This window comes from Streptomyces sp. SDT5-1, from assembly GCF_052245995.1.
Classification (GTDB): Bacteria; Actinomycetota; Actinomycetes; order Streptomycetales; family Streptomycetaceae; genus Streptomyces.
Genome location: NZ_CM125963.1, coordinates 2,902,640 through 2,924,118, shown reverse-complemented (window position 1 = coordinate 2,924,118; position 21,479 = coordinate 2,902,640). Strand labels below are relative to the sequence as shown.

The window sequence follows — 21,479 nt, the reverse complement described above, 5'->3', positions numbered from 1 at the left end:
GCGGCTCCATCGGCGCCCTCATTACGCCAGCTCAGAAGCGGAATCAAGGTCTTCATTTAGCTGGGGGTTACAGCTAACGTCGGTGAGCATGAGTGAGCAGGGAGTCACGGGGGCTGCCGCAACCCCGGAGAGCGACCAGGCGACCACAGGGCCGGCCGACCGGCTCGACCGGTTGCCCGTCGGGGCGTGGCACAAGAGGTTGACCGCCATCGTCGGCGTAGGGGCCTTCTTCGATCTCTACGAGGTGTTCCTCGGTGGCGTGCTCGCCGCCGCGCTCGCCGAGTCGTGGGAGCTGTCCGGCACCGAGAAGTCGTGGCTGATCGCCTCCGGGTTCCTCGGGATGTTCGTCGGGGCCAACGTGCTGTCCGTGCTCGCCGACCGGTTCGGGCGGCGCAAGATGTTCCTGGTCAACCTGGGGCTGTATTCGCTGTTCTCGTTGGCGTGCGCGTTCGCGCAGGACGCCACGCAGCTGTCCGTGCTGCGGTTCCTCGCCGGGCTCGGGCTCGGCGCCGAACTGGTGCTTGTCGACACGTACTTGGCCGAGTTCCTGCCCCGCAAGGTGCGCGGGCGCTACATCGCCTGGGCGTACACCCTCGGCTTCGTCGGGGTGCCCGTCGCGGCGCTGCTCGGCGCGCGGCTCGTCGCCAAGCACGAGCTGCTGGGGATCGACGGGTGGCGATGGCTGCTCGTCGCGGGCGCGCTCGGCGCCGCGTTCATCCAGGTCCTGCGGACCAGGCTGCCGGAGTCGCCGCGGTGGCTCGCCGCGCGGGGGCGGCAGGCGGAGGCCGACGCCGTCGTGCGGGACATCGAGCTGCGGGTCGGGGCGCAGCCCGCGGAGAGCCTGCCGACGCAGCGCAGCCGGCCTCCCGCCGAGGCCGCCAAGGTGCCGCTGGGCGACATGTTCAAGCCCCCGTACGCCCGCCGCACCATCATGTGGTGGATCTTCCAGGTGCTCCAGACGGTCGGCTACTACGGCTTCGGGTCCCTGGCCCCCGTCGTCCTCCAGGCCAAGGGCCACACCGTCACCGAGTCCCTGTCGTACGCCGCCCTCAGCTATCTCGGCTACCCGGTCGGCTCGGCGCTGTCCGTGCCGCTCATCGACCGGATCGAGCGGCGCACGCTGATCATCCTGTCGGCGCTCGGGATCGCCGCGTTCGGCCTGGTCTTCGGGTTCGCCGACGCGTCGTGGCTGATCGTCGGGGCGGGCTTCCTGCTCACCGTGTGCTCCAACGTCTTCTCGAACGCCTTCCACGTCTACCAGACGGAGATCTTCCCGACGGGCATGCGGTCCAGCGCCATCGGCATCGCGTACTCGCTGTCCCGGCTGACGTCGGTCGTGCTGCCGTTCGTCGCGATCGACGTCCTCGAAGACCTGGGCGCGGACGCGGTGTTCGTCGGTTCCGGTGTGCTGATGCTCGTCCTGTGCCTGAACGTACGGCTGTTGGGGCCGCGGACGACCGGGCGGAGCCTGGAGTCGATCTGAGTCACCGGGACAGTACGTGCGGGCGTGACGCCGTGACGAAGTCGTGGATGAGGGTGCGGGACCGCTCGCGCAGGCCCGCCAGTTCCTCGCGGTCGGCGGCGGTCGTGATCGTCGCGACCGCCTCCAGGGCCTCACGGCCGAGCGTCACCAGGGCCGGGGCGTCGGTGAGGAGTTCGACGCGGAACAGCGCCTCCATGGCGACGGCCCGCAACCGCTGTGCCTCGCGCCGCAGTTCGTGCACCCCGGTCGAGTCGTCGGGGCGCCGGTCGTGGCGCGGGAACCAGTAGTCCAGCTGCCCGCGCCGGTAGTTGGCGAGCGCGCCGCCGAACGCGCAGTACGCGTCGATGCGTTCCTGCCTGAGCCGTTCCGCCCGCGCGAAGTCCTGGCCGCGGGCGGCCGTCCTGCTCTGCAGTACGTGGCTGAGGCCCGCGCCCAACAGGGTGCCGAGGACCGCTATGACGCTCGTGATGACGACGACCATGGGGACAGCCAACCAGGTCCGTCAGATCAGCGGCGGCCGACCGAGCCGCGTCATGTGCCACACCGTGCGCCAGCGCATCGGGCGCCGCTCGCCCGCCGAGGCCCGCACGCCCTCCGCGAAACCGCCCGCCCATGCGCGCAGGCCGCCGAGCGACCGCGTGCGCAGCAGCGTGATGCCGGTCCACACCGCCAGGTACAGCGGGATCAGGGGGAGGGGGAGCCGGCGGCGGGCAAGCCACACACGGTTCCTGGCGGTCATCCGGTGGTAGACGGCGTGCCGGGCCGGGGACGTCTTCGGGTGCTGGAGCAGCAGCGACGGCTCGTACAGCACCTTCCAGCCGGCGTCGAGGGCGCGCCACGCCAGGTCGGTCTCCTCGTGCGTGAAGAAGAAGTCGGCGGGCCAGTCGCCGGTCTCCTCGAGCATCTTCATCGAGAAGCCGTGGGCGCCGCCGAGGAACGCGGTCACGAGCCCGCGCTTCATCGGGTCCTTGGCGCGCAGCCGCGGCACGTGGCGGCGCTGCGTCTCGCCCAGCTCGTCGGCGATCCGGAAGCCGACGATGCCGAGCTTCGGGTCGTCCGCGTACAGGCGCTGAAGGGTGGAGAACACGTCGGCGTCGACGAGCAGCCCGTCGTCGTCCAGCTCGACGGCCACGTCCACGTCGCCGAACTCGCGCAGCCGGGCGAGGGCGACGTTGCGGCCGCCGGGGCAGCCGAGGTTGTCGTCCAGCTCGACCGTCGTGACCTCGAACGGGTAGCCGGTGTAGGCGGGCAGCGCCGTGCCGTTGCCGATCATGACCACGCGGACCGGCACCGCATCCTGCTTCGCCACGGATTCCAGGAGGGCGTCGACGTCCTTGGGCCGATTGCCCATCGTGACGATCGCCACACCCAGACGCGGGAGTTCGTTGCTTCGGTGCCTGTCAGCCATGGCCGCGATGGTAACCGTTCACCCGCGCCCGTCCGCCGCTGCGCCCCTACACCCTCTCAAGCGGACGGAACGGCTCGGCGGGCAGCTCCACCCGGATCACGTCACCGGGCCGGATCACACCACCTTCCCGTACGACGCTCATGACGCCGGCCTTCCGGACCAGCTCGCCGGTGTCCGGGGCCCGCCCCACGACCTGCTTGAGCAGCCCGCCCTGGAAGGCCTCGATCTGCGCGCACGGGTTGCGCAGCCCCGTGACCTCGACGACGGCTCCGCCCGTGCCGAACCGCAGCAGGGCCCCGGTGGGCAGGGACAGCAGGTCGATGCCGCGCGTGGTGACGTTCTCGCCGAGGTCGCTGGGTCGCACGCTGTGCCCCGCCGCGGCCAGCTCATCGAACAACTCGGCGTGCATCAGGTGCACTTGGCGCAGGTTCGGCTGCGTCGGGTCCTTGGCGACGCGGGAGCGGTGCTTGACGGTGACGCCCGCGTGCACGTCGCCCTCGACGCCGAGCCCGGCGAGCAGCGTGATGCTGTCCCGGTTCGGCTTCGTGAAGGAGTACGTGCCGTTGCTGCTGACCGCCGTGACGGTGCCGTCGTCCATGGCGTGCCCCCTGAGATCCGTGGCCGGTGATCCGCGTCAGCGTACGGCCGGAGAGAATCGGTGGATGCAGCAGGGAACGGTCATGGAAGTGGTCGCGGCCGCCGTCGTCGTCGACGGGCGGTTGCTCGTCGTCAGCAAGGGGGCCGCGCCGGACGTCTTCTATCTGCCGGGCGGGAAGCCCGAGCCGGGGGAGCGGCCGGAGGAGACGCTGGCGAGGGAGTTGGAAGAGGAGCTGGGGGTCGTGCCGCGCGACGTCGAGCGGCTCGCGGTGGTGGAGGACGTCGCGGCGCTGGAGGGCGTGCCGATGCGGATGGAGGTGTTCACCGCCACGCTGTCCGGTACGCCGGTGCCGGCCGCCGAGCTGGCGGCGCTGCGGTGGACCGACGGCCGGGACGGCGTGCGGCTCGCGCCCGCGGTCGGCGGGCAGGTCGTGCCGTTGCTGCGCGGGGCGGGGCGGCTGCCGTGAAGCCGTCCGGGGCCCCGCTGCTCAGCGTTCCAGCGAGCGCTCCGCCACGCCCGCCACGTGCGCCCGCAACGCACCCCGCGGGTCGGGCGTCAGCGTGCCGAGGGCGACGAGCGCCGTCACCACCACGTCGCACAGCTCCGACTGGACGTCGGTCCACGAGTGGCTGACGCCCTTGCGCGGGTTCTGGCCGATCGCCCCGATCACCGCCTCGGAGACCTCGCCGACCTCCTCGGACAGCTTCAGCATCCGCAGGAGCAGCGCCTCCTGGGGTGGGCGGGCGTTGTTGTCGTCGAGCCAGGACCGCAGTCGGTCGATCGTCGTCCACAGCACGTCGTCGGCCGCGGCGGGGGAGTCGGAGTTCGTCGTCACGGGCGACGAGGCTATTCCTCTTCCTTCTCCTCCTGGCGCGCGGCCACCTGCTTGTTGCGGGTCGCCACGACGGCCAGCGCCGCCGCCCCCGCCCCGACCAGCGCGGCGGGCACCATCCAGTGCCGGTCGAGCCGGTGCCCGAGGGCGTGGTCGAGGGAGTACCGGCCCGCCCCGGTCACGGCGAGGCCCGCCGAGACGAAGCCGAGGAACGCCGGGTACTCGTAACCGCCGCCCTGCGCGAAGAACCCGTTCGGCGCGTGCACGGCGGCCGCGCCCGCCATGGTCCCGGCGGCGGCCGCACCGCCCACCGGCGTCGCGAGCCCGAGCGCGAGCAGCACCCCGCCGCCCGCCTCGCCGAGCCCGGCCGCGAGGGCGCTGGCCTTCGGCGGGTGGTACCCCATGGCCTCCATGCCGGCGGCCGTGCCGGACACCCCGCCGCCGCCGAACCAGCCGAGCAGCTTCTGCGCGCCGTGCGCGGCGAGCACCCCGCCGGTGCCGAGCCGCAGCGCGAGCAGGCCCAGGTCACGGCGGCCGGGGCAGGTTTTACGAGACGTACGAAAACGTGAGCAGGTCATGACCTCACCGTCCGGCACTCGTCCGGCCCGCACCCGGTGCGCGGGCCCGTTCGAGTGACCCCAGTGCAGTTGATCAAGACGCACACGGGACACGGCGGACGCCGTGGATCAGCCCCGCCCGATGTACGGCATGTTCGTCGCGAGGACCGTCGCGAACTGCACGTTGGCCTCCAGCGGCAGCTCCGCCATGTGCCGCACCGTGCGCGCCACGTCGGCGACGTCCATGACCGGCTCGGCCGCCAGTTCCCCGTTGGCCTGCGGGATCCCCCGCTGCATGACCTCGGTCATGTCGGTCGCCGCGTTGCCGATGTCGATCTGGCCGCAGGCGATCCGGTAGGGCCGGCCGTCGAGCGAGAGCGACTTGGTGAGGCCGGTCAGGGCGTGCTTCGTCGTCGTGTACGCGACCGAGCGCGGGCGCGGGGCGTGCGCCGAGATGGAGCCGTTGTTGATGATCCGGCCGCCCTGCGGGTCCTGCTCCTTCATCTGCCGGAACGCCGCCCGCGCGCACAGGAACGCCCCGTTGAGGTTCACGTCGACGACCTGCCGCCACGCGTCGTACTCCAGGTCCTCGATGCCCACGCCGCCCGGCCCGAACGTGCCCGCGTTGTTGAAGAGCAGGTCGAGCCGGCCGAACCGGTCGGCCGCCGCGGCGAAGAGGCCCGTCACGTCGTCCGGCGACGACACGTCCGCGCGCACCACGAGGGAGTCGGCGTCGGGCGCGAGGGCCGCGGTCGCCTCCAGGGTCTCGGTGCGGCGGCCCGCGAGCGCCACCCGCCAGCCCGCGCGCAGCAGTTCAAGGGCGACGGCCCGGCCGATGCCGGAGCCCGCGCCGGTGACGACGGCGGAGCGCGGAGCGGTGTCCGTTTGCGAAGCGTTCATGAGGCCGCAGCGTACGGGCCCCGGGGCCACGCGGAGATCATCGATCCGCCATGTGGCTGTTGTGTACGTGACAGTCGGGCGTCGTCCCCGGCCACTGCAATAACGCTTCATGCCCCAGACATCGCAGCACGCAGCCGAACTCCGTGTCGCCGCCCAGCACTTGGGCCGCAGACGCTTCCTGACCGTCACGGGCGCCGCCGCCGCGCTCGCCTTCGCGACCAACCTGCCGACCGCCGGCACCGCTGCCGCCGCCGAGCTCGACGCCCGGAAGATCAAGAGCGACCCCTTCACGCTCGGTGTCGCGTCCGGCGACCCGCTGCCCGACTCCGTGCTGCTGTGGACGCGGCTCGCCCCGTCCCCGTACGAGACCGGTGGCGGGCTGCCCGCCGCGCGCGTCGACGTGGCCTGGGAGCTGGCGGCCGACGCGAAGTTCCGGCGTGTGGTGCGGCGCGGCACCACCACCGCGCACCCCGAGTACAACCACTCCGTGCACGTCGAGGTCGACAGGCTGGCCGCCGGACGCGTCTACTACTACCGCTTCCGCGCCGGGAGTTGGGTGAGCCCCGCGGGTCGCACCCGCACCGCGCCCGCCACCGCCGCCAAGGCCTCCGCGCTCACCCTCGCCGCCGTCTCCTGCCAGGCGTACCACGACGGGTACTACACCGCGTACAAGCACCTCGCCCAGGACGACGTCGACGTCGTCCTCCACCTCGGCGACTACCTGTACGAGTACGCCGTGACCTCCGTCGGCGGCGCCCGCAACTACACCGACCGCGTGCTGCCCGACGTCTTCAACCGGGAGACGACGACGCTGGAGGACTACCGGCTGCGGTACGCCCTCTACAAGTCCGACGAGGACCTGCGCGCCGCCCACGCCGCGCACCCCTTCGTCGTCACCTGGGACGACCACGAGACCGAGAACAACTACGCGGGCGACACCGACGAGAACGGCAACCCGCCCGAGGAGTTCCTGCTGCGCCGCGCCTCCGCGTACCGCGCGTACTGGGAGAACCAGCCGCTGCGCCGCCCGCAGGTCCCGAGCGGCCCCGACATGAAGCTGTACCGGCGGCTGCACTGGGGCAGGCTCGCCCAGTTCGACATCCTCGACACCCGCCAGTACCGCACCGACCAGGCCAACGGCGACGGCTGGAAGACGCCGACGCCCGAGTCCGAGGCCGCCTCGCAGACGCTGCCGGGCTTCACGCAGGAGCGCTGGCTGACCGACGGCTGGCGGGACTCGCGCGCCCTGTGGAACGTCGTCCCGCAGCAGGTCACGTTCTCCCGCCGCAACAACCCGACCGCGGGCAACACGACGCTCTCCATGGACTCCTGGGACGGCTACCCGGCCTCCCGCGAGCGGATCCTCAAGGGCGCCGACGCCGCCCGCGTCGAGAACCTGATGGTCCTCACCGGCGACGTCCACGTCTCGTACGCCATGGACATCAAGCGGGACGCCGACGACCAGGACTCGCGGACCGTCGGCACCGAGATCGTCACCACGTCGATCACCAGCGGCAAGGACGGCTCCGCCAAGCCGTCCAACTGGGCGAACTACCTCGCCCGCAACCCGCACATGAAGCACTACAACGGTCAACGCGGCTACGTCACCGTCGAGTTGGGGCAGGAGGCGGCGCGCGCCGACTTCAAGACCGTGCCCGCCGTGACCACGCCGGGCGCCGCCCTCACCACCGCCGCTTCCTTCGTGACGGCCGTCGGGGAGCCGGGTCTGAAGCCCGCGTAGCGGTCACTCGCCGGGATAGCGGACGCCGACCCGTTCCCTGACGGCGTCGAGCGTCCGCATCACGGCGAGCGTGCCGTCGAGCGGCACCAGTGGCGACTCCGTGTCGCCCGCCAGGATCCGCCGCGTCACCTCGATCGCCTCGTGCCGCATCGAGTCCCGCGGGCCGTCCTCCGCCACCGCGACGAACTCCTCCGGGTCACGCCCGTCCCGGTGCAGCACGAACCGCTCCGGGTAGAAGAAGCCGCCCGGCACGTCGATGCGCCCCGCCGAACCCGTCACCGAAGCGGTCACGCCCGTACCCGCGTTGATCGCGCAGTGCAGCAGCGCCTGCGCCCCGCTCTCCCACGACAGCAGCATCCCGGTCTGCAGGTCCACGCCCTCCTCGGACAGCTGCGCCGACGCCGTCACCCCCGAAGGCTCCCCGAGCAGCAGCTGCGCGAACGACACCGGGTACACGCCGAGGTCGAGCAGCGCGCCGCCGCCCTGCGCCGGGTCGCGCAGCCGGTGCGCGGGCGGGAAGGGGCCCGCGAGCCCGAAGTCGGCCTGCACCGTGCGGACTTCACCGATCGCCCCGTCGTCGACCAGCGCCTTCAGGCGGCGTATCAGCGGATGGCAGTACATCCACATGGCCTCCATCAGGAACACGCCGCGCGAGCGGGCCAGCGTCACCAGCTCCGCCGCCTCCCGCGCGTTCAGCGTGAACGCCTTCTCGCACAGCACCGCACGGCCCGCCTCCAGGCACAGCCCGGCCGCCTCCCGGTGCGCGGCGTGCGGCGTCGCGACGTACACGACGTCGACGTCCTCGTCGGCGGCGAGCGAGGCCCAGTCGCCGTACGCCCGCTCGATCCCGAAGCGCTCCGCGAACGCCTTCGCCGAGGTCTCCTTGCGCGAGGCCACCGCCACCACGTCGGCGTCCGGCAGATCCAGCAGATCGGCCGTGAACGACGCGGCGATACCGCCCGTCGCGAGGATTCCCCAACGCACCCGTTCCGCCATCGCGCCCCACCCACTCCAGATATTGGTCTCGACCGCACCGCCGAGCTGAGAGCATAGGGAATCGCACAGGTGGCCGGGAGAGACGAAGGGAAACGAGGGACAACGGAATGAAGGACAGCGGATGTTCCACCGGGAGCGCCACGGGGGAGAACGCGACCGGTGAGGTCAGGAACGCAGCCCCGAGTCCCGTTCCCAAGGCGGCCGTCGGCGCGGGCGCGAGCCTCCTCGTCACCTTCATCCTCGGCGGTCTGACCGCCGTACCACCGCTCTCCATGGACATGTACCTGCCGGCGCTGCCGCAGGTCACCGAGGTCCTCCACACCTCCGCCGCCACCGCCCAGCTCACCCTCACCGCCTGCCTCACCGGCATGGCGCTCGGGCAGCTCGTGGTCGGCCCGATGAGCGACAAGTGGGGCCGCCGCAGGCCCCTCGTCATCAGCCTGCTCATCTACGTCCTCGCGACCGCGATCTGCGCCTTCGCGCCGAACGCCGCGCTGCTCATCGCCTTCCGCCTGATGCAGGGCCTCGCGGGCTCGGCGGGCATCGTCATCGCGCGGGCCGTGGTCCGCGACCTGTACGACGGCGTCGCGATGGCCCGGTTCTTCTCGTCCCTGATGCTGATCTCCGGCATCGCCCCGATCGTCGCGCCGCTGATCGGCGGGCAGGTGCTGCGGTTCACCGACTGGCGCGGCGTCTTCGTCGTGCTCACCGGCATCGGCATCGCGCTCACCGCCGTCGTGTGGAAGTTCCTGCCGGAGACCCTCGCGCCCGAGCGGCGGCACGGCGGCGGCACCATGGAGGCGCTGCGCACCATGCGCGGGCTGCTCGCGGACCGTGCCTTCCTCGGCTACACGATCGTCGGCGGCTTCGCCTTCGCGGCCCTCTTCGCGTACGTGAGCGCCAGCCCCTTCGTCATCCAGGAGATCTACGGAGCGTCCCCGCAGACGTTCAGCCTCCTCTTCGGGCTCAACTCGATCGGCCTGATCGCCGTCGGCCAGCTCAACGGCAAGGTGCTCGTCGGCCGCGTCAACCTCGACAAGGTGCTCGCCGTCGGCCTCACCCTCGTCGTCCTCGCCGCCACCTTCCTGCTCCTCGCCGCGTCCGGCGTCTTCGGCGGTCCCGACGAACTGGGCCTCGCCCCGATCGCGGCAGGACTCTTCGTCCTCATGGCGTCCATGGCCCTCACCACGCCCAACACCAACGCCCTCGCCCTGATGCGCACCCCGCACGCGGCGGGCTCCGCCTCCGCGCTGCTCGGCACGTCGTCGTTCCTGATCGGCGCCGTCGCCTCCCCGCTCGTCGGCATCGCGGGCGAGCACACAGCCGTGCCGATGGCGCTCGTCCAGCTCGTCTGCGGGCTCGTCGCGGCCCTCGCCTTCGTGACGCTGTGCCGCCCCTGGCGGCGCCGCCCGGCCGAGGAGGTGGCTCAGCGCTGAACGCGCCACGACTGCGCCACGCCACCCCCGAGCGGGCAGGGCTCGACGCGGAGCAGCTCGCGGGCCTCGTCCGCGACGTGCGCGCGCTGAGCGAAGGCCCGCGCCCCTGGTGCGCCGGGGCCGTCGTCCTCGCGGGCCGCGGACCGGTGATCGCCGCCGAGGACGCGAGCGGCTGGGCGGTGCGCTTCTCCGCGTACGACGAGGAGACCGACACCGGGATCGAGCTGCCGCCCGCGGACCGGGTCCCGATGACGGTCGACACCCCCTTCGACCTCGCCTCCCTCACCAAGCTCTTCACCTCGGTCGCAGCCGTGCAGCAGATCGAGCGCGGCAGGCTCGGCATCGACGCGAAGGTCGCGGCCTACGTCCCCGAGTGCACGGCCGCGGCCCGGCACGGCATCACGGTCCGCGAACTCCTCACGCACACCTCGGGCCTGCGCCCCGAACTCCCGCTGTACGAGGCCGAGGACCGCGCCGCCATGCTGACCCTCCTCCGGGAGGAGGAACCCTCGTCGCCGCCCGGCGACCACCTCTACTCCGACCTGAACATGCTGCTCCTCCAGCAGGTCCTCGAGCGCGTCACGGACCGGCCGCTCGACGTCCTGATCCGCGAGGGCATCACCCGCCCCCTCGGCATGACCGCCACGTCCTACGGGCCGCGCCCCGACGCCGCCGCCACCGAGGACCAGCGCCGGCCCTGGGCCAAGGCCGACCGCGGCATGCTGCGCGGCGAGGTGCACGACGAGAACGCGTGGGCGCTCGGCGGCGTCGCGGGCCACGCGGGCCTCTTCTCCACGGCCCACGACCTCGCGGTCCTGTGCCGCGCCCTGCTCACCGGCGGCTCCCACGGCACGGCCCGCATCCTCGGCCCCGACTTCGTCGACCTGATGCTCGCGGCGCCCGGCCTCGGCTTCGCCATCGACCAGCCGTGGTTCATGGGCGACCTGGCGGGCCGCGGCGCGGCGGGCCACACCGGCTTCACGGGCACGTCCCTGGTCATCGACCCGGCGACGGACACCTTCCTGGTCCTCCTGGCCAACACGGTCCACCCGCGCCGCCGCCGCGCGGGCTCGCGGCCACGGGCGGCGGCGGCCACCCGCCTCGCCCGTGCGGTCCTCGACTAAAATCGCCGGGTGAACGCCCCCCTCCAGTCGACCTCCGACACCCTCCGCACGGCCCTCGCCGGACTCGTCGACGGCCTCCCGCCCACGCAGGCGGCGAAGGCCGTCGAGCGGCTCATCGCGAACTATCGGGGGACCACCCCGACCGACGCCCCGATCCTGCGCGAGCGGGCGGACGTCGTGGCGTACGCGGCGTACCGGATGCCGGCGACGTTCGAGGCGGTGCGGTCCGCGCTCGACGCGCTGGACGCCGTGTCCGACTGGTCGCCCGCGAGCCACCTCGACATCGGCGGCGGCACGGGCGCGGCCGTGTGGGCGGCGCGGGACGTGTGGCCGGGGGAGCGGGACACCACCGTCGTCGACTGGTCGCAGCCCGCGCTCGACCTCGGGCGTGAACTGGCCGCCGCGGAGGCCGGGTCGAAGGATTCCGTGCGCTGGGAGCGGGGGCGGATCGGCGCCCACGACGCGCCCGCGGCCGACCTCGTCACCATCTCGTACGTCCTGAAGGAACTGACCGAGGGCGACCGGGCGGACGTCGTCGACGCCGCCGCGAGCGCCGCCACCGGCGCCGTCGTGGTCATCGAGCCCGGCACACCGGACGGCTACGCCCGCGTCATCGAGGCCCGCGACCGGCTGATCGCCGCCGGGTTCCACGTCGCCGCGCCCTGCCCGCACAGCGCCGCCTGCCCCATCGTGCCCGGCACGGACTGGTGTCACTTCTCGGCGCGGGTCGCCCGCTCCTCCCTGCACCGCCAGGTCAAGGGCGGCTCCCTCGCGTACGAGGACGAGAAGTTCTCCTACGTCGCAGCGACCCGCTTCGAACCGACCCCCGCCCCGGCCCGCATCGTCCGCAGGCCCCAGATCCGCAAGGGGCAGGTGCTGCTGGATCTGTGCGAGGCGGAGGGGAGCCTGACCCGTGCGACGGTGACCAAGAAGCACGGTGAGGCCTACCGGGAGGCCAGGAAGGCCGATTGGGGCGACAGCTGGCCGTCGCCCTGACCGGCCCCCGGCTCAGCGGAGCTCAAGCGTGCAGCACTTCACCGAGCCGCCTCCCTTCAGGAGTTCGCCCAGGTCCATGCCCACCGGCACGAACCCCCGCTCCCGCAGCGGCTCGAACAGGCCCACCGCCCCCTGCGGCAGCAGCACGTTCAGGCCGTCGGAGACCGCGTTGAGGCCGAAGGCCACCGCGTCCTCCTCGGAGGCGATCAGCGCGTCGGGGAACATCCGGCGCAGCACCGCCCGGCTGCCGGGGGAGAAGGCGCCCGGGTAGTACATGACGGAGTCGCGCGCGTCGTCCAGGACGGCGAGCGCCGTGTCCAGGTGGTAGAAGCGCGGGTCGACGAGGTCGAGCCCGATCACCGGCCGCCCGAAACACTCCTGCGCCTCCCCGTGCGACAGCGGCGAGGCCCGGAAGCCGCGGCCCGCGAGCACGTAGGAGGCGGTGACGGCGAAGTCGCCCTCGCCCTCGTTGACGTGGACCGGCTCGTGGACGTCGGCGTAGCCGTGCGCCCTGAACCACTCCAGGTGCGCCGCGGCCTCCGGCTCCCGCTGCGGATGGGCGAACCGGGCGCCGAGCACCCGCCCGTCCACCACCGTCGCGCCGTTCGCCGCGAACACCATGTCCGGGAGGCCGGGGCGCGGGTCGAGCAGTTCCACGGTGTGGCCGAGCGCCCGGTAGCGGTCCCTGAGGTCCTCCCACTGGGCCACCGCGAGCGGGACGTCGACGGGTTTCGCCGGGTCCATCCACGGGTTGATCGAGTACGTGACCTTGAAGTGTGCCGGTGGGCACATGAGAAAGCGCCGGGGTGTGGCGCGACGTTCGACACGGCGCGGATTACGCAATGAGGGCTCCTCACGACCGCAGGACTTGGGTGAAGCCCATGGTGCGGTCGAGGGAGCCCTCCGGGCTGTGAACCGAACGGGTGGTTCACGCCTGACCCACCCCGCACCAATTCGAGACGGTACGTCTCGGCTCGTGCGCTGCTACATTCGAACCATGTCAGCAGCAAAGAGCCAGTCGGCGGCGAAGAAGACCGCCCCCGACTCCACCCGCCGCAGCGAACGCTCCCGCCGCGCCATCTACGACGCCGCCCTCGCCCTCGTCGGCGAGATCGGCTACCCGCGCACCACCATCGAGGGCATCGCCGCCCGCGCCGGCGTCGGCAAGCAGACGATCTACCGCTGGTGGGGCTCCAAGGCCGAGGTCCTCATGGAGGCCTTCATCGACCTCGGCGAGCGCAACCAGGAGACCGCCGCCGCGAACCACCCCGACTACCCGCTCGACCGCGACGCGCTGCCCGACACCGGCGACATCGAGGCCGACCTCAAGCTGGTGCTGCGCGCCACCGTCGACGAGCTCAAGGACCCCCGCTTCGAGGCCCCGGCCCGCGCCCTCGCCGCCGAGGGCCTCGCCAACCGCGACTTCGCCGAGGACTTCGTCGCCAAGCTCCTCATGCCAGGACTCGACCTGTACGCGGCCCGGCTGCGCGCCGCACAGGACGCCGGGCAGCTCCGCGCCGACGTCGACCCGATCGTCGCCCGCGACCTCTTCTCGGGCCCGCTCGCCCAGCGCTGGCTCCAGAACACGGGCCCCCTCGACCACGCGTACGCGGACACCCTCGTCGAGTACGCCCTGTACGGAATCAGCGCACGCCCGCGCACGTAGCGGACCGGCCCCGAGCGCACTCACCCACCCCGGATGTGGACTGTGGCCACCCGAGGCGCAGGATGGTGGGACACTTTTGGTCCAAGGTTCATCCGGACTCGGCACGACAGCAGTGGCTCGACGGCGATGGTGAGGGGATTGATGGGCGCGGAGCGGGGCCGCCGATTCGGCGGGCGGAGCGGTACGGACGGGCGTGCGGCGGGCGGCCTGATCTCCCGGTGGCTGCGCGGCGCGCGCGGCCCGAAGGACACCGCGGCCGCCGACGCCGACCGCGAGAGCCTGCTGCTCGCCGCCGCGGCGGCGGGACTGCCGCTCGCCCCGGCCGCATACCCGGCCGACTACCGGTGCTCCTGCAACCGCGTCGGCTGTCCCACCCCCGGCAGGCACCCCGTCTCCTTCGCCTGGCAGACGCAGTCCACGACGGACCGCGCGCAGATCGAGCGCTGGGCGAGACACCAGCCGCAGGCCAACTTCGTCACCGCGACCGGCATGGTCCACGACGTCCTCGACGTACCGCTGGAGGCCGGGCACGAGGCGCTGGAGCGGCTGCTCGCCGCCGGGGTCGAGGTCGGTCCCGTCGCCGAGTCCGGCGAGGACCGCATGCTCTTCTTCACCGCGACCCGCGGGACGCCGGACGAGGAGGACGAGTGGTGGCCGTGCGAGCTGGACTGCCACCCCGAGACCATGGACGAGCACCCCGGGCTGCGCTGGCACTGCCGCGGCTCCTACGTGCTGGTGCCGCCCGCGCGGCTGCCGGGGGAGCGGTCCGTGTTCTGGGTACGGGGGCCCGAGCACCCGCTTCCCGACCCGCTGACGCTGCTCGAGACGCTGACGGACGCGTGTGCCCGGTACGCGGGCGCGGAGCCCGACTTCACCTCGGCCTGGCCGTAGCCGGCCCGGCCGGGGTCAGCTGCCCTCGGCCGTCGTGATGCCCTCGACCCGGGACACCACGCTGACCTTGCCCGACGACTTCGGCGGGTCGATGGCCGCCTGGCCCGAGACGTAGCCGTACGTGGCCGACTGCTTGGCCTCGCCGGTCATCAGGGCCTTCACGTCCGCGCCGATCGCGGGCAGGTTCGAGCCGGGGGACGCCGTCAGCTTCTCGTAGCGGCGGGTCGAGAAGAAGACGAGCGCGCCGCCGTTCTTGGTGCGCAGCGCCACGGGCGCGTAGGCACCGGACGTCAGCGGCTCGTCGATGAACTGCATGGCGAGACCGGGGCGGGAGGCGACCTTCTCGCGGGTCTGGCGCCAGCGCGTGGTGTGCGGGCCGTCCGCGAACGCGTCGCCGCCCTTCTTCAGGTACCGGGTGTACTCCTCGCCCATGTCCTTCGGGCGCTGCGCGAGACCGGACGCGTCGAGGTCCACGGCCTCGCCGTAACCGTCCTTGTCCGTCTTGAACTCGGGCACCGTGCCGTCGCGGAGCAGCGACAGGTACGACACCGCCCACGGCGCGCCCTCGGCGTTCCGCGTGAACACCATGACCCAGCGGTAGCCGTCGACCCGGTTGTTGTCCGAGTTCGTCACGAACCAGCGCGGCCAGCCCGCCTTCTTCGGCACCGTGATCTGCGTGTCGGTGAGCTTCAGCGGCGCGTGCTTCGGGTTGCCCGTCGGGTTGATCGCGCGGCCCGCCTTCAGCTTCGCCGCGTCGATCGCGCCGAGCGCCCCCGTCACGTACTTGGCGTCGGCATCGGCGTCGTACGTCCTGTCCGCCTCGTTGTACGCGTCCACGAAGGTGTCGACGGCGCGCGCCGCCTGCGCCTTCGTGGTCGTCGGGACGATCTCCAGCTCGCCGTGCACGGTCACACAGCCGCTCGCCGTGAGGGACAGCACGACCGCGGCCGCCGCTGCCGCGACCGGTCGGCCGATCCTGTTCCTGGCCTCGCTCATGACGTTCGATTCACCTTCCGCTCCCCGGCCCCTGCCACGGGCCCGAACCCTACCGGGAAGAGGAGGCCCGCACTGCCGCGACCCTGCGGGAAAACACTCCGGGAGGAGCGAAGAACAGCGCGAGGGTCGGCACAAGGTAGACGAACCAGACGGTGACCTGGAGAACGGTCGGGTCGGGCTGGAAGTTGAAGACGCCCTTGAGGAGCGTGCCGAGCCAGCCGTCGGGGGAGATCGTGGAACTGATGTCGAAGGCCAGGTTGTTGAGGCCGCCGATGAAGTCCGCCTCCTGGAGGTCGTGGAAGCCGTACGCGAGGACGCCCGCAGCCACGACGACCAGCATGCCGCCGGTCCACGTGAAGAACTTCGCCAGGTTGATGCGGAGCGCGCCCCGGTAGAACAGCCAGCCGAGGACGACGGCCGTGGCGAGGCCGAGCAGCGCGCCGATCACCGGGTCCGTCGTCCCGTTGCTGGTGGCGTGCACCGCCGTCCACACGAACAGGGACGTCTCCAGGCCCTCGCGGCCGACCGCGAGGAACGCCGTCACGACCAGGGCCACCGTGCCCATCTGCAGCGCGCTGTCCAGCTTGCCGTGCAGCTCCGACTTCAGGTGCCGTGCGGTGCGCCGCATCCAGAACACCATCCACGTCACCAGGCCCACCGCGATGATCGACAGCGAGCCGCCGAGCGCCTCCTGCGCCTGGAACGTCAGCTCCTGCGAACCGAATTCGAGGCCCGCGCCGAAGCCGAGCGACACCAGGATCGCGACGCCGATCCCCGCCCAGACGGGCTTCAGGGCGTCCCTGCGCTCCGTCTTCACCAGGTAGGCGACGAGGATGCAGACGATGAGGCTGGCCTCCAGGCCCTCGCGCAGTCCGATCAAGTAGTTCGCGAACATGGCTTCTCACGCCTCCGTCTGCTCGAAGAGGCCGCGGCCCCACCAGTCACTGCCGTCCCGCACACCCGGCGGAATCGCGAACACCGCCGAACCGACGTGCTGGATGTACTCGTTGAGCGCGTCCGTCGCCAGGTTCCGCTGCACCGGGATGAACCCCTTGCGGATGTCCTTCTGGTACGCGAGGAAGAACAGGCCCGCCTCGAGCCGACCGAGGCCGTCCGTGCCGTCGGTGAACGAGTAGCCGCGGCGCAGCAGCGTCGCGCCGTGGTTGGAGTCGGGGTGCGCGAGCCGCACGTGCGCGGTCGGCTTCATCGCCTTCAGGAACGGCTGGTCGTGCTCCTTGGCCTTGCCGACCGGCGCGCCCTCCCGCTTGTCGCGGCCGAACACGTCCTCCTGCTCCTGCAGCGACGTGCGGTCCCAGGTCTCGATGTTCATCCGGATCCTGCGGGCGACGAGGTACGAACCGTCCTTCATCCACCCGGCGTCCGGGGCGTCCACCCACACGTGCTTGTCGAGGCGGTCCTTCTCGGTGCCCGCGATGTTGCGCGTGCCGTCCTTGAAGCCGAACAGATTGCGCGGGGTCTGCGCGCCCGGCGTCGTCGACGACGTCTTGCCGAAACCGAGCTGCGACCAGCGGACGGCGACCTTGCCGAAGCCGATGCGCGCCAGATTGCGGATGGCGTGCACGGCGACCTGCGGGTCGTCGGCGCACGCCTGCACGCACAGGTCGCCGCCGCTGCGGGTCTTCTCCAGGTTCTCGCCGGGGAACTTCGGCAGGTCGACGAGGGCCTCGGGCCGCTTGTCGGCGATCCCGAAGGCCTTGCCGTGCTTCTCGAACAGGGACGGGCCGAAGCCGATGGTCAGCGTGAGCCGGGACGCCTTGAGGCCGAGGGCCTCGCCGGTGTCGTCCGGCGGCGCCTCGGCGAGCCCGCCGTACGCGCCCTCTCCGACGGCCTTGCCCGCGGTCATCCGCGCGGCGGCGGCCGTCCAGTCCTTGAGGAGCTGCACGAACTCCTCGCGGTCGTCCGTCTTCACGTCGAACGCGGCGAAGTGCAGCCGGTCCTGCACCGCCGTGGCGATGCCCGCCTGGTGGGTGCCGTGGAACTCCACGGCGCCGCCCGCCTCGCCTGCGGGCTGCATGTCCGAGGCGTCGTCGGAGCGGGTGAGGGCGACCGCGCCGCCCGCGGCGGCGGCGCCGAGCGCGAGCCCGGCGCCGCCGACCGTGAGCAGGGAACGCCGCGACGGGGAGGGGGAGTTGGAGGTCTCGTCAGGCATGCCGACCCTCTCCTTGTGGTGGTGCGTGGTCACGTCCGCGACTACTCGACGACCGCGGCGGCCAGCTTCGACAGCGGCTCCGCCAGCGCGTTGACCGCGTCGGACAGCTCCTTCTGGTCCGCCTTGCCGACCTTGTCGTAGGAGGTGAACTCGTAGCCGCTCTTGCCCTCGCGGTACTTGTCGAGCAGCTCGTCGAGCGCGGCGAACTGCTTGTCGAGGTCCTTGGCGAGCGCCGGGTCGTTCTTCGACGCGACGGGCTTGAGCAGCTCGTACGCCTTCTCGGCGCCCTCGACGTTGGCCTTGAAGTCGACGAGGTCGGTGTGCGAGTAGCGCTCCTCCTCGCCGGTGACCTTGCCGGTGGCGACCTCGTCGAGCAGTTCCTTGGCGCCGTTGGCCATGGACGTGGGCGTGATCTCCGCCTTGCCGACGCGCTGCTGCCAGTCCTTCAGGTCCTTGTCCAGCTTGTCGGCGAGGGTCTTCTCTTCCTTGCCGATCTTCTTGTCCTGCCACAGCGCCTTCTCCAGGCGGTGCCAGCCGGTCCACTTCTGGCCCTCTTCGAGGCCGTCGGCCCGCACGTCGACCTTCGGGTCGATGTCGCCGAAGGACTCGGCGACCGGCTCGGTGCGCTCCCAGCCGATACGGGACGGGGCGTACGCCTTCTTGGCGGCCTCCAGGTCCCCGTCGCGGACGGCGTCGGTGAAGGTCTTCACCTTCGGCAGCGTCTCGTCGGCCTGGGTCTGGGTGTACGCGCGGTAGTCGGCGACGGCCTTGTCGAGGCGCGGGTCGCGCTTGGCGGCCTTGCCGCCGGTGACCTTCACGTCCTGGCGGTGGCCCTTGCCCTTCATGCCGGGGATGCAGGCGATCCGGTAGTCGCCGCTCTTCACCTCGGCGGTGAGGCTGTGCTTGGTGCCGGGGCCGATGTTCTCGCGCTCGGACACGATCCGGTCGTCGGGGAAGAGGATCTCGACCTCGGTGACGCGCGAGCCCTTGTTCTCGACCGCGAGCTCCACGTGGCCCGCGGGGAACGAGGTCTTCGAGACCTTGCAGCTGTCGTCGTCGGCGGTCACCTTGATCGCACCGGAGCCGGCGCTCTTGGCGTCGCTCTTCTGGGTGCAGCCCGTGACGGCGGTCAGGGCGGCCACCGCCGCGCAGGCGGTGGCAAAGGTGAGTCGGGCGGCTCGCATCCGGGCTCCAAGGGCGTACAGCATTGGTACAGAGGGTGCACAGGGTCAACTAAGGCGCGCCTAACTTATATGAGGCTTACCTCAGTACCGCCCATGGGCAAGTCAGGGATGGGTCAAGGACTGGTCAAGGGGTGTATGTCGCGTGGTTGACTGCCGCCATGAACGAGTACGGCAGCGACTACGACGTGGTGCGGGTCTTCTGTGACGCCGCCGGCCGGCACGGCAACGCGCTCGGCGTCGTCCGCGAGGGCGCCCGCATGCCGGACCCGGACGAGCGGCAGGCATTCGCTTCCAAGCTGGGCTTCAGCGAGACCGTCTTCGTCGACGACCCCGAGCGCGGCGTCATCGACATCTGCACGCCGTCCGCGCGCCTGCCGTTCGCGGGGCACCCGTGCGTCGGCGCGGCCTGGCTGCTCGACGTCCCCGAGCTCGTCGTGCCCGCCGGGATCGTCGGCGCGCGCCTCGACGGCGAGTTCACCTGGATCGAGGCCCGCGCCGAGTGGGCGCCGGGTCGGACGCTGCGGCAGTACGGGTCCGCCGCCGAGGTCGACGCGCTGCCGGTGCCGCCCGAGGGGGAGTGGATCTACGCCTGGGCCTGGGAGGACGAGGCCGCGGGCCGGGTCCGCGCCCGCGCCTTCCCCGGCCGCGGCGACGGCATCGTGGAGGACGAGGCCACCGGCGCCGCCGCCCTCTCCCTCACGGCCCACCTCGACCGCGCCCTCAACATCCGCCAGGGCGCCGGCTCCCAGATCCTCACGGCCCCCCAGCCGGCGGGCCTGATCGAGGTGGGCGGCAGGGTCCGGCTCACCTGAGCCGACGGCCGGTCGAAGGCCTACGCGGCCGACCGGAACTCTTCACCCAGCCCGCGGAACACCGCCGTGTTCAGGGCGAACGCCTCCTTGCACTCCGCCACCACCCGCTGCTTCTCCAGCTCGTCCACGGGGATCCGGTCGAGCAGCTCCCGGTACTCCCGCTTGAAGGCCGCCGGATTGCCCACCCCTTCGAAGACGTAGAACCGCACCCCGTCCCCCTTGCGCGCGAAGCCCCATGTCTTCTCCGCCTTGTCGCGGATGATCTGCCCGCCCGAGAGATCGCCCAGGTACCGCGTGTAGTGGTGCGCCACATATCCGCCCGGCCATTCCCGCGCGCACCGCGCGACCCGCTCCGCGTACGCCCGCGTCTGCGGCAGCGCGGAGGCCGTCTCCCGCCAGTCGGTGCCCCGCAGATGCGCGAGGTCCCGCTCCAGCTCGGGCACGCGCAGCAGCTCGGGCCGGAGGAACGGCCCGGCCACCGGATCGTCGGCGAGGTGCCGGGCGCCGTCCTCGAGCGCCCGGTACACGAACCACAGCTGCTCCGTGTACCGCGCGTACGCGTCCACGCCGAGCCGGCCGCCGAGCAGGTCGCCCATGAACGTCGAGGTCTCCGCCTCGGTGTGCTGCTCGTGGGAGGCGGTGCGGATCAGGGTGGAGAACGGGGTGTCCATGGGACCTCCGGGTTGCCGACAGGCTGTCGGTAAAAGCGTACCCACTGTCCCGATCAAGGGAACGTAAACGGAGAAGCCCGCCCCGGAAAGGGGCGGGCTCGGCGCTCGGGCGGTCTCGGCTACGGCAGCGTGAGGATCTCCGCGCCGGTCTCCGTGACGACCAGCGTGTGCTCGAACTGGGCGGTCCGCTTGCGGTCCTTCGTGACCACGGTCCAGCCGTCCTCCCACATGTCGTACTCGTGCGTGCCGAGGGTCAGCATCGGCTCGATCGTGAACGTCATGCCGGGCTGGATCACGGTGGTGGCGTGCGGGGAGTCGTAGTGCGGGATGATCAGGCCGCTGTGGAACGACGAGTTGATGCCGTGCCCCGTGAAGTCCCGCACGACGCCGTAGCCGAAGCGCTTGGCGTACGACTCGATGACGCGGCCGATGATGTTGATCTGGCGGCCCGGCTTCACGGCCTTGATGGCACGGTTGAGGGACTCGCGGGTCCGCTCGACGAGCAGCGTCGACTCCTCGTCGACGTCGCCGACCAGGTACGTGGCGTTGTTGTCGCCGTGCACGCCGCCGATGTACGCGGTGACGTCCAGGTTGATGATGTCGCCGTCCTTGAGGACGGTCGAGTCGGGGATGCCGTGGCAGATGACCTCGTTGACGCTCGTGCACAGCGACTTCTGGAAGCCGCGGTAGCCGAGCGTGGACGGGTAGGCGCCGTGGTCGCACATGTACTCGTGCGCGATCCGGTCCAGCTCGTCCGTGGTGACGCCGGGGGCGATCGCCTTCGCGGCCTCCGCCATGGCCCGCGCCGCGATCCGCCCGGCGATCCGCATCGCCTCGATGGTCTCCGGGGTCTGCACCTCGGGGCCCGTGTACGGGGTCGGCGCGGGCTTGCCGACGTACTCGGGGCGCCGGATGTTCCCGGGCACGGAACGGAGGGGGGAGATCTCCCCCGGGACGAGCAGGGTGGGCGACGCTTGCGACTGGCCAGACATGCCAGCGAGTGTAACGAGCGTGCGTG

At 71.9% G+C, this 21,479-nt stretch carries 23 protein-coding genes; 9 read left to right on the top strand and 14 right to left on the bottom strand.

Going from position 1 to position 21,479, the window contains the following annotated elements; translation table 11 throughout:
* Nucleotides 1–88 precede the first annotated feature (88 nt).
* The gene (locus tag ACTWJ8_RS13670) at nt 89–1,483 is read left to right on the top strand and encodes an MFS transporter (protein ID WP_356377670.1); all 1,395 of its coding nucleotides are present in this window, start codon (nt 89–91) and stop codon (nt 1,481–1,483) included.
* A gap of 1 nt (nt 1,484) precedes the next feature.
* Here ACTWJ8_RS13670 and ACTWJ8_RS13665 read toward each other — a convergent pair whose 3' ends face one another.
* The 3 genes from ACTWJ8_RS13665 to ACTWJ8_RS13655 are packed head-to-tail and all read right to left on the bottom strand — an operon-like array spanning nt 1,485 to nt 3,489.
* Entirely contained in the window at nt 1,485–1,964 is a 480-nt protein-coding gene (locus ACTWJ8_RS13665) for a hypothetical protein (protein ID WP_443263956.1), read from the bottom strand.
* Nucleotides 1,965–1,985: 21 nt separating this feature from the next.
* Entirely contained in the window at nt 1,986–2,891 is a 906-nt protein-coding gene (locus tag ACTWJ8_RS13660) for a glycosyltransferase family 2 protein (RefSeq protein WP_356377675.1), read from the bottom strand.
* A 46-nt stretch (nt 2,892–2,937) separates the two neighbouring features.
* Nucleotides 2,938–3,489 carry an MOSC domain-containing protein gene (locus ACTWJ8_RS13655; protein WP_443263955.1) on the bottom strand — a complete coding sequence of 184 codons (552 nt, stop codon included), beginning with the start codon at nt 3,487–3,489 and terminating at the stop codon, nt 2,938–2,940.
* Nucleotides 3,490–3,553: 64 nt separating this feature from the next.
* Between ACTWJ8_RS13655 and ACTWJ8_RS13650 the strand changes: the two genes are divergently transcribed.
* Nucleotides 3,554–3,955 (top strand): NUDIX hydrolase, encoded by a 402-nt coding sequence (locus tag ACTWJ8_RS13650; RefSeq protein ID WP_443263954.1) that lies wholly within the window; start codon nt 3,554–3,556, stop codon nt 3,953–3,955.
* 21 nt (nt 3,956–3,976) lie between these two features.
* Here ACTWJ8_RS13650 and ACTWJ8_RS13645 read toward each other — a convergent pair whose 3' ends face one another.
* The 3 genes from ACTWJ8_RS13645 to ACTWJ8_RS13635 all read right to left on the bottom strand — a co-directional run bounded on the left by ACTWJ8_RS13645 (nt 3,977) and on the right by ACTWJ8_RS13635 (nt 5,778).
* Entirely contained in the window at nt 3,977–4,324 is a 348-nt protein-coding gene (locus ACTWJ8_RS13645) for a MazG-like family protein (protein WP_356377684.1), read from the bottom strand.
* A gap of 11 nt (nt 4,325–4,335) precedes the next feature.
* Entirely contained in the window at nt 4,336–4,899 is a 564-nt protein-coding gene (locus ACTWJ8_RS13640) for a DoxX family protein (RefSeq protein WP_443263953.1), read from the bottom strand.
* A gap of 108 nt (nt 4,900–5,007) precedes the next feature.
* On the bottom strand, nt 5,008–5,778 hold the full coding sequence (locus tag ACTWJ8_RS13635) for an SDR family oxidoreductase (protein WP_443263952.1): 771 nt from the start codon (nt 5,776–5,778) through the stop codon (nt 5,008–5,010).
* A 109-nt stretch (nt 5,779–5,887) separates the two neighbouring features.
* Between ACTWJ8_RS13635 and ACTWJ8_RS13630 the strand changes: the two genes are divergently transcribed.
* Nucleotides 5,888–7,519, top strand: coding sequence for an alkaline phosphatase D family protein (locus tag ACTWJ8_RS13630; RefSeq protein ID WP_443263951.1), 1,632 nt, complete (start codon nt 5,888–5,890; stop codon nt 7,517–7,519).
* A gap of 3 nt (nt 7,520–7,522) precedes the next feature.
* On the opposite strand, the gene ACTWJ8_RS13625 is transcribed toward ACTWJ8_RS13630, so the two are convergent.
* The gene (locus ACTWJ8_RS13625; protein WP_356377696.1) at nt 7,523–8,515 is read right to left on the bottom strand and encodes a Gfo/Idh/MocA family protein; all 993 of its coding nucleotides are present in this window, start codon (nt 8,513–8,515) and stop codon (nt 7,523–7,525) included.
* Nucleotides 8,516–8,622: 107 nt separating this feature from the next.
* Between ACTWJ8_RS13625 and ACTWJ8_RS13620 the strand changes: the two genes are divergently transcribed.
* From ACTWJ8_RS13620 to ACTWJ8_RS13610, 3 genes are read left to right on the top strand one after another with little or no spacing between them, the layout of a single operon-like run.
* Nucleotides 8,623–9,951 (top strand): multidrug effflux MFS transporter, encoded by a 1,329-nt coding sequence (locus ACTWJ8_RS13620; RefSeq protein WP_443263950.1) that lies wholly within the window; start codon nt 8,623–8,625, stop codon nt 9,949–9,951.
* The gene (locus ACTWJ8_RS13615; protein WP_356377702.1) at nt 9,903–11,075 is read left to right on the top strand and encodes a serine hydrolase domain-containing protein; all 1,173 of its coding nucleotides are present in this window, start codon (nt 9,903–9,905) and stop codon (nt 11,073–11,075) included. Before ACTWJ8_RS13620 ends, ACTWJ8_RS13615 begins: the two co-directional genes overlap by 49 nt.
* Nucleotides 11,076–11,084: 9 nt before the next feature.
* Nucleotides 11,085–12,071 carry a small ribosomal subunit Rsm22 family protein gene (locus tag ACTWJ8_RS13610; protein ID WP_443263949.1) on the top strand — a complete coding sequence of 329 codons (987 nt, stop codon included), beginning with the start codon at nt 11,085–11,087 and terminating at the stop codon, nt 12,069–12,071.
* A gap of 12 nt (nt 12,072–12,083) precedes the next feature.
* Here ACTWJ8_RS13610 and ddaH read toward each other — a convergent pair whose 3' ends face one another.
* The gene (gene ddaH, locus ACTWJ8_RS13605; protein WP_443263948.1) at nt 12,084–12,914 is read right to left on the bottom strand and encodes a dimethylargininase; all 831 of its coding nucleotides are present in this window, start codon (nt 12,912–12,914) and stop codon (nt 12,084–12,086) included.
* A gap of 154 nt (nt 12,915–13,068) precedes the next feature.
* On the opposite strand from ddaH, the gene ACTWJ8_RS13600 reads away from it, so the two are divergent.
* Together ACTWJ8_RS13600 and ACTWJ8_RS13595 are read left to right on the top strand one after the other, a co-directional pair.
* The gene (locus ACTWJ8_RS13600; RefSeq protein ID WP_356377711.1) at nt 13,069–13,737 is read left to right on the top strand and encodes a TetR/AcrR family transcriptional regulator; all 669 of its coding nucleotides are present in this window, start codon (nt 13,069–13,071) and stop codon (nt 13,735–13,737) included.
* Nucleotides 13,738–13,878: 141 nt separating this feature from the next.
* Complete coding sequence (locus ACTWJ8_RS13595) at nt 13,879–14,628, top strand: bifunctional DNA primase/polymerase (protein WP_356377714.1); 750 nt, start codon at nt 13,879–13,881, stop codon at nt 14,626–14,628.
* A gap of 15 nt (nt 14,629–14,643) precedes the next feature.
* Here the strand turns inward: ACTWJ8_RS13595 and ACTWJ8_RS13590 are convergent, their stop codons facing one another.
* From ACTWJ8_RS13590 to efeO, 4 genes are read right to left on the bottom strand one after another with little or no spacing between them, the layout of a single operon-like run.
* Complete coding sequence (locus tag ACTWJ8_RS13590) at nt 14,644–15,624, bottom strand: hypothetical protein (protein WP_443263947.1); 981 nt, start codon at nt 15,622–15,624, stop codon at nt 14,644–14,646.
* A 49-nt stretch (nt 15,625–15,673) separates the two neighbouring features.
* On the bottom strand, nt 15,674–16,519 hold the full coding sequence (gene efeU / locus ACTWJ8_RS13585) for an iron uptake transporter permease EfeU (protein ID WP_356377719.1): 846 nt from the start codon (nt 16,517–16,519) through the stop codon (nt 15,674–15,676).
* Nucleotides 16,520–16,525: 6 nt separating this feature from the next.
* A complete protein-coding gene (efeB, locus tag ACTWJ8_RS13580; protein ID WP_443263946.1) occupies nt 16,526–17,794 on the bottom strand; it encodes an iron uptake transporter deferrochelatase/peroxidase subunit in 1,269 nt (422 codons plus the stop codon).
* A gap of 41 nt (nt 17,795–17,835) precedes the next feature.
* On the bottom strand, nt 17,836–18,978 hold the full coding sequence (gene efeO, locus ACTWJ8_RS13575) for an iron uptake system protein EfeO (RefSeq protein ID WP_356377724.1): 1,143 nt from the start codon (nt 18,976–18,978) through the stop codon (nt 17,836–17,838).
* A gap of 158 nt (nt 18,979–19,136) precedes the next feature.
* Between efeO and ACTWJ8_RS13570 the strand changes: the two genes are divergently transcribed.
* Nucleotides 19,137–19,790, top strand: coding sequence for a PhzF family phenazine biosynthesis protein (locus ACTWJ8_RS13570; protein ID WP_443263945.1), 654 nt, complete (start codon nt 19,137–19,139; stop codon nt 19,788–19,790).
* Nucleotides 19,791–19,810: 20 nt separating this feature from the next.
* On the opposite strand, the gene ACTWJ8_RS13565 is transcribed toward ACTWJ8_RS13570, so the two are convergent.
* Both ACTWJ8_RS13565 and map read right to left on the bottom strand, forming a co-directional pair.
* Complete coding sequence (locus tag ACTWJ8_RS13565; protein ID WP_443263944.1) at nt 19,811–20,461, bottom strand: biliverdin-producing heme oxygenase; 651 nt, start codon at nt 20,459–20,461, stop codon at nt 19,811–19,813.
* A gap of 119 nt (nt 20,462–20,580) precedes the next feature.
* A complete protein-coding gene (map, locus tag ACTWJ8_RS13560; RefSeq protein WP_356377732.1) occupies nt 20,581–21,453 on the bottom strand; it encodes a type I methionyl aminopeptidase in 873 nt (290 codons plus the stop codon).
* Nucleotides 21,454–21,479: the final 26 nt, after the last annotated feature.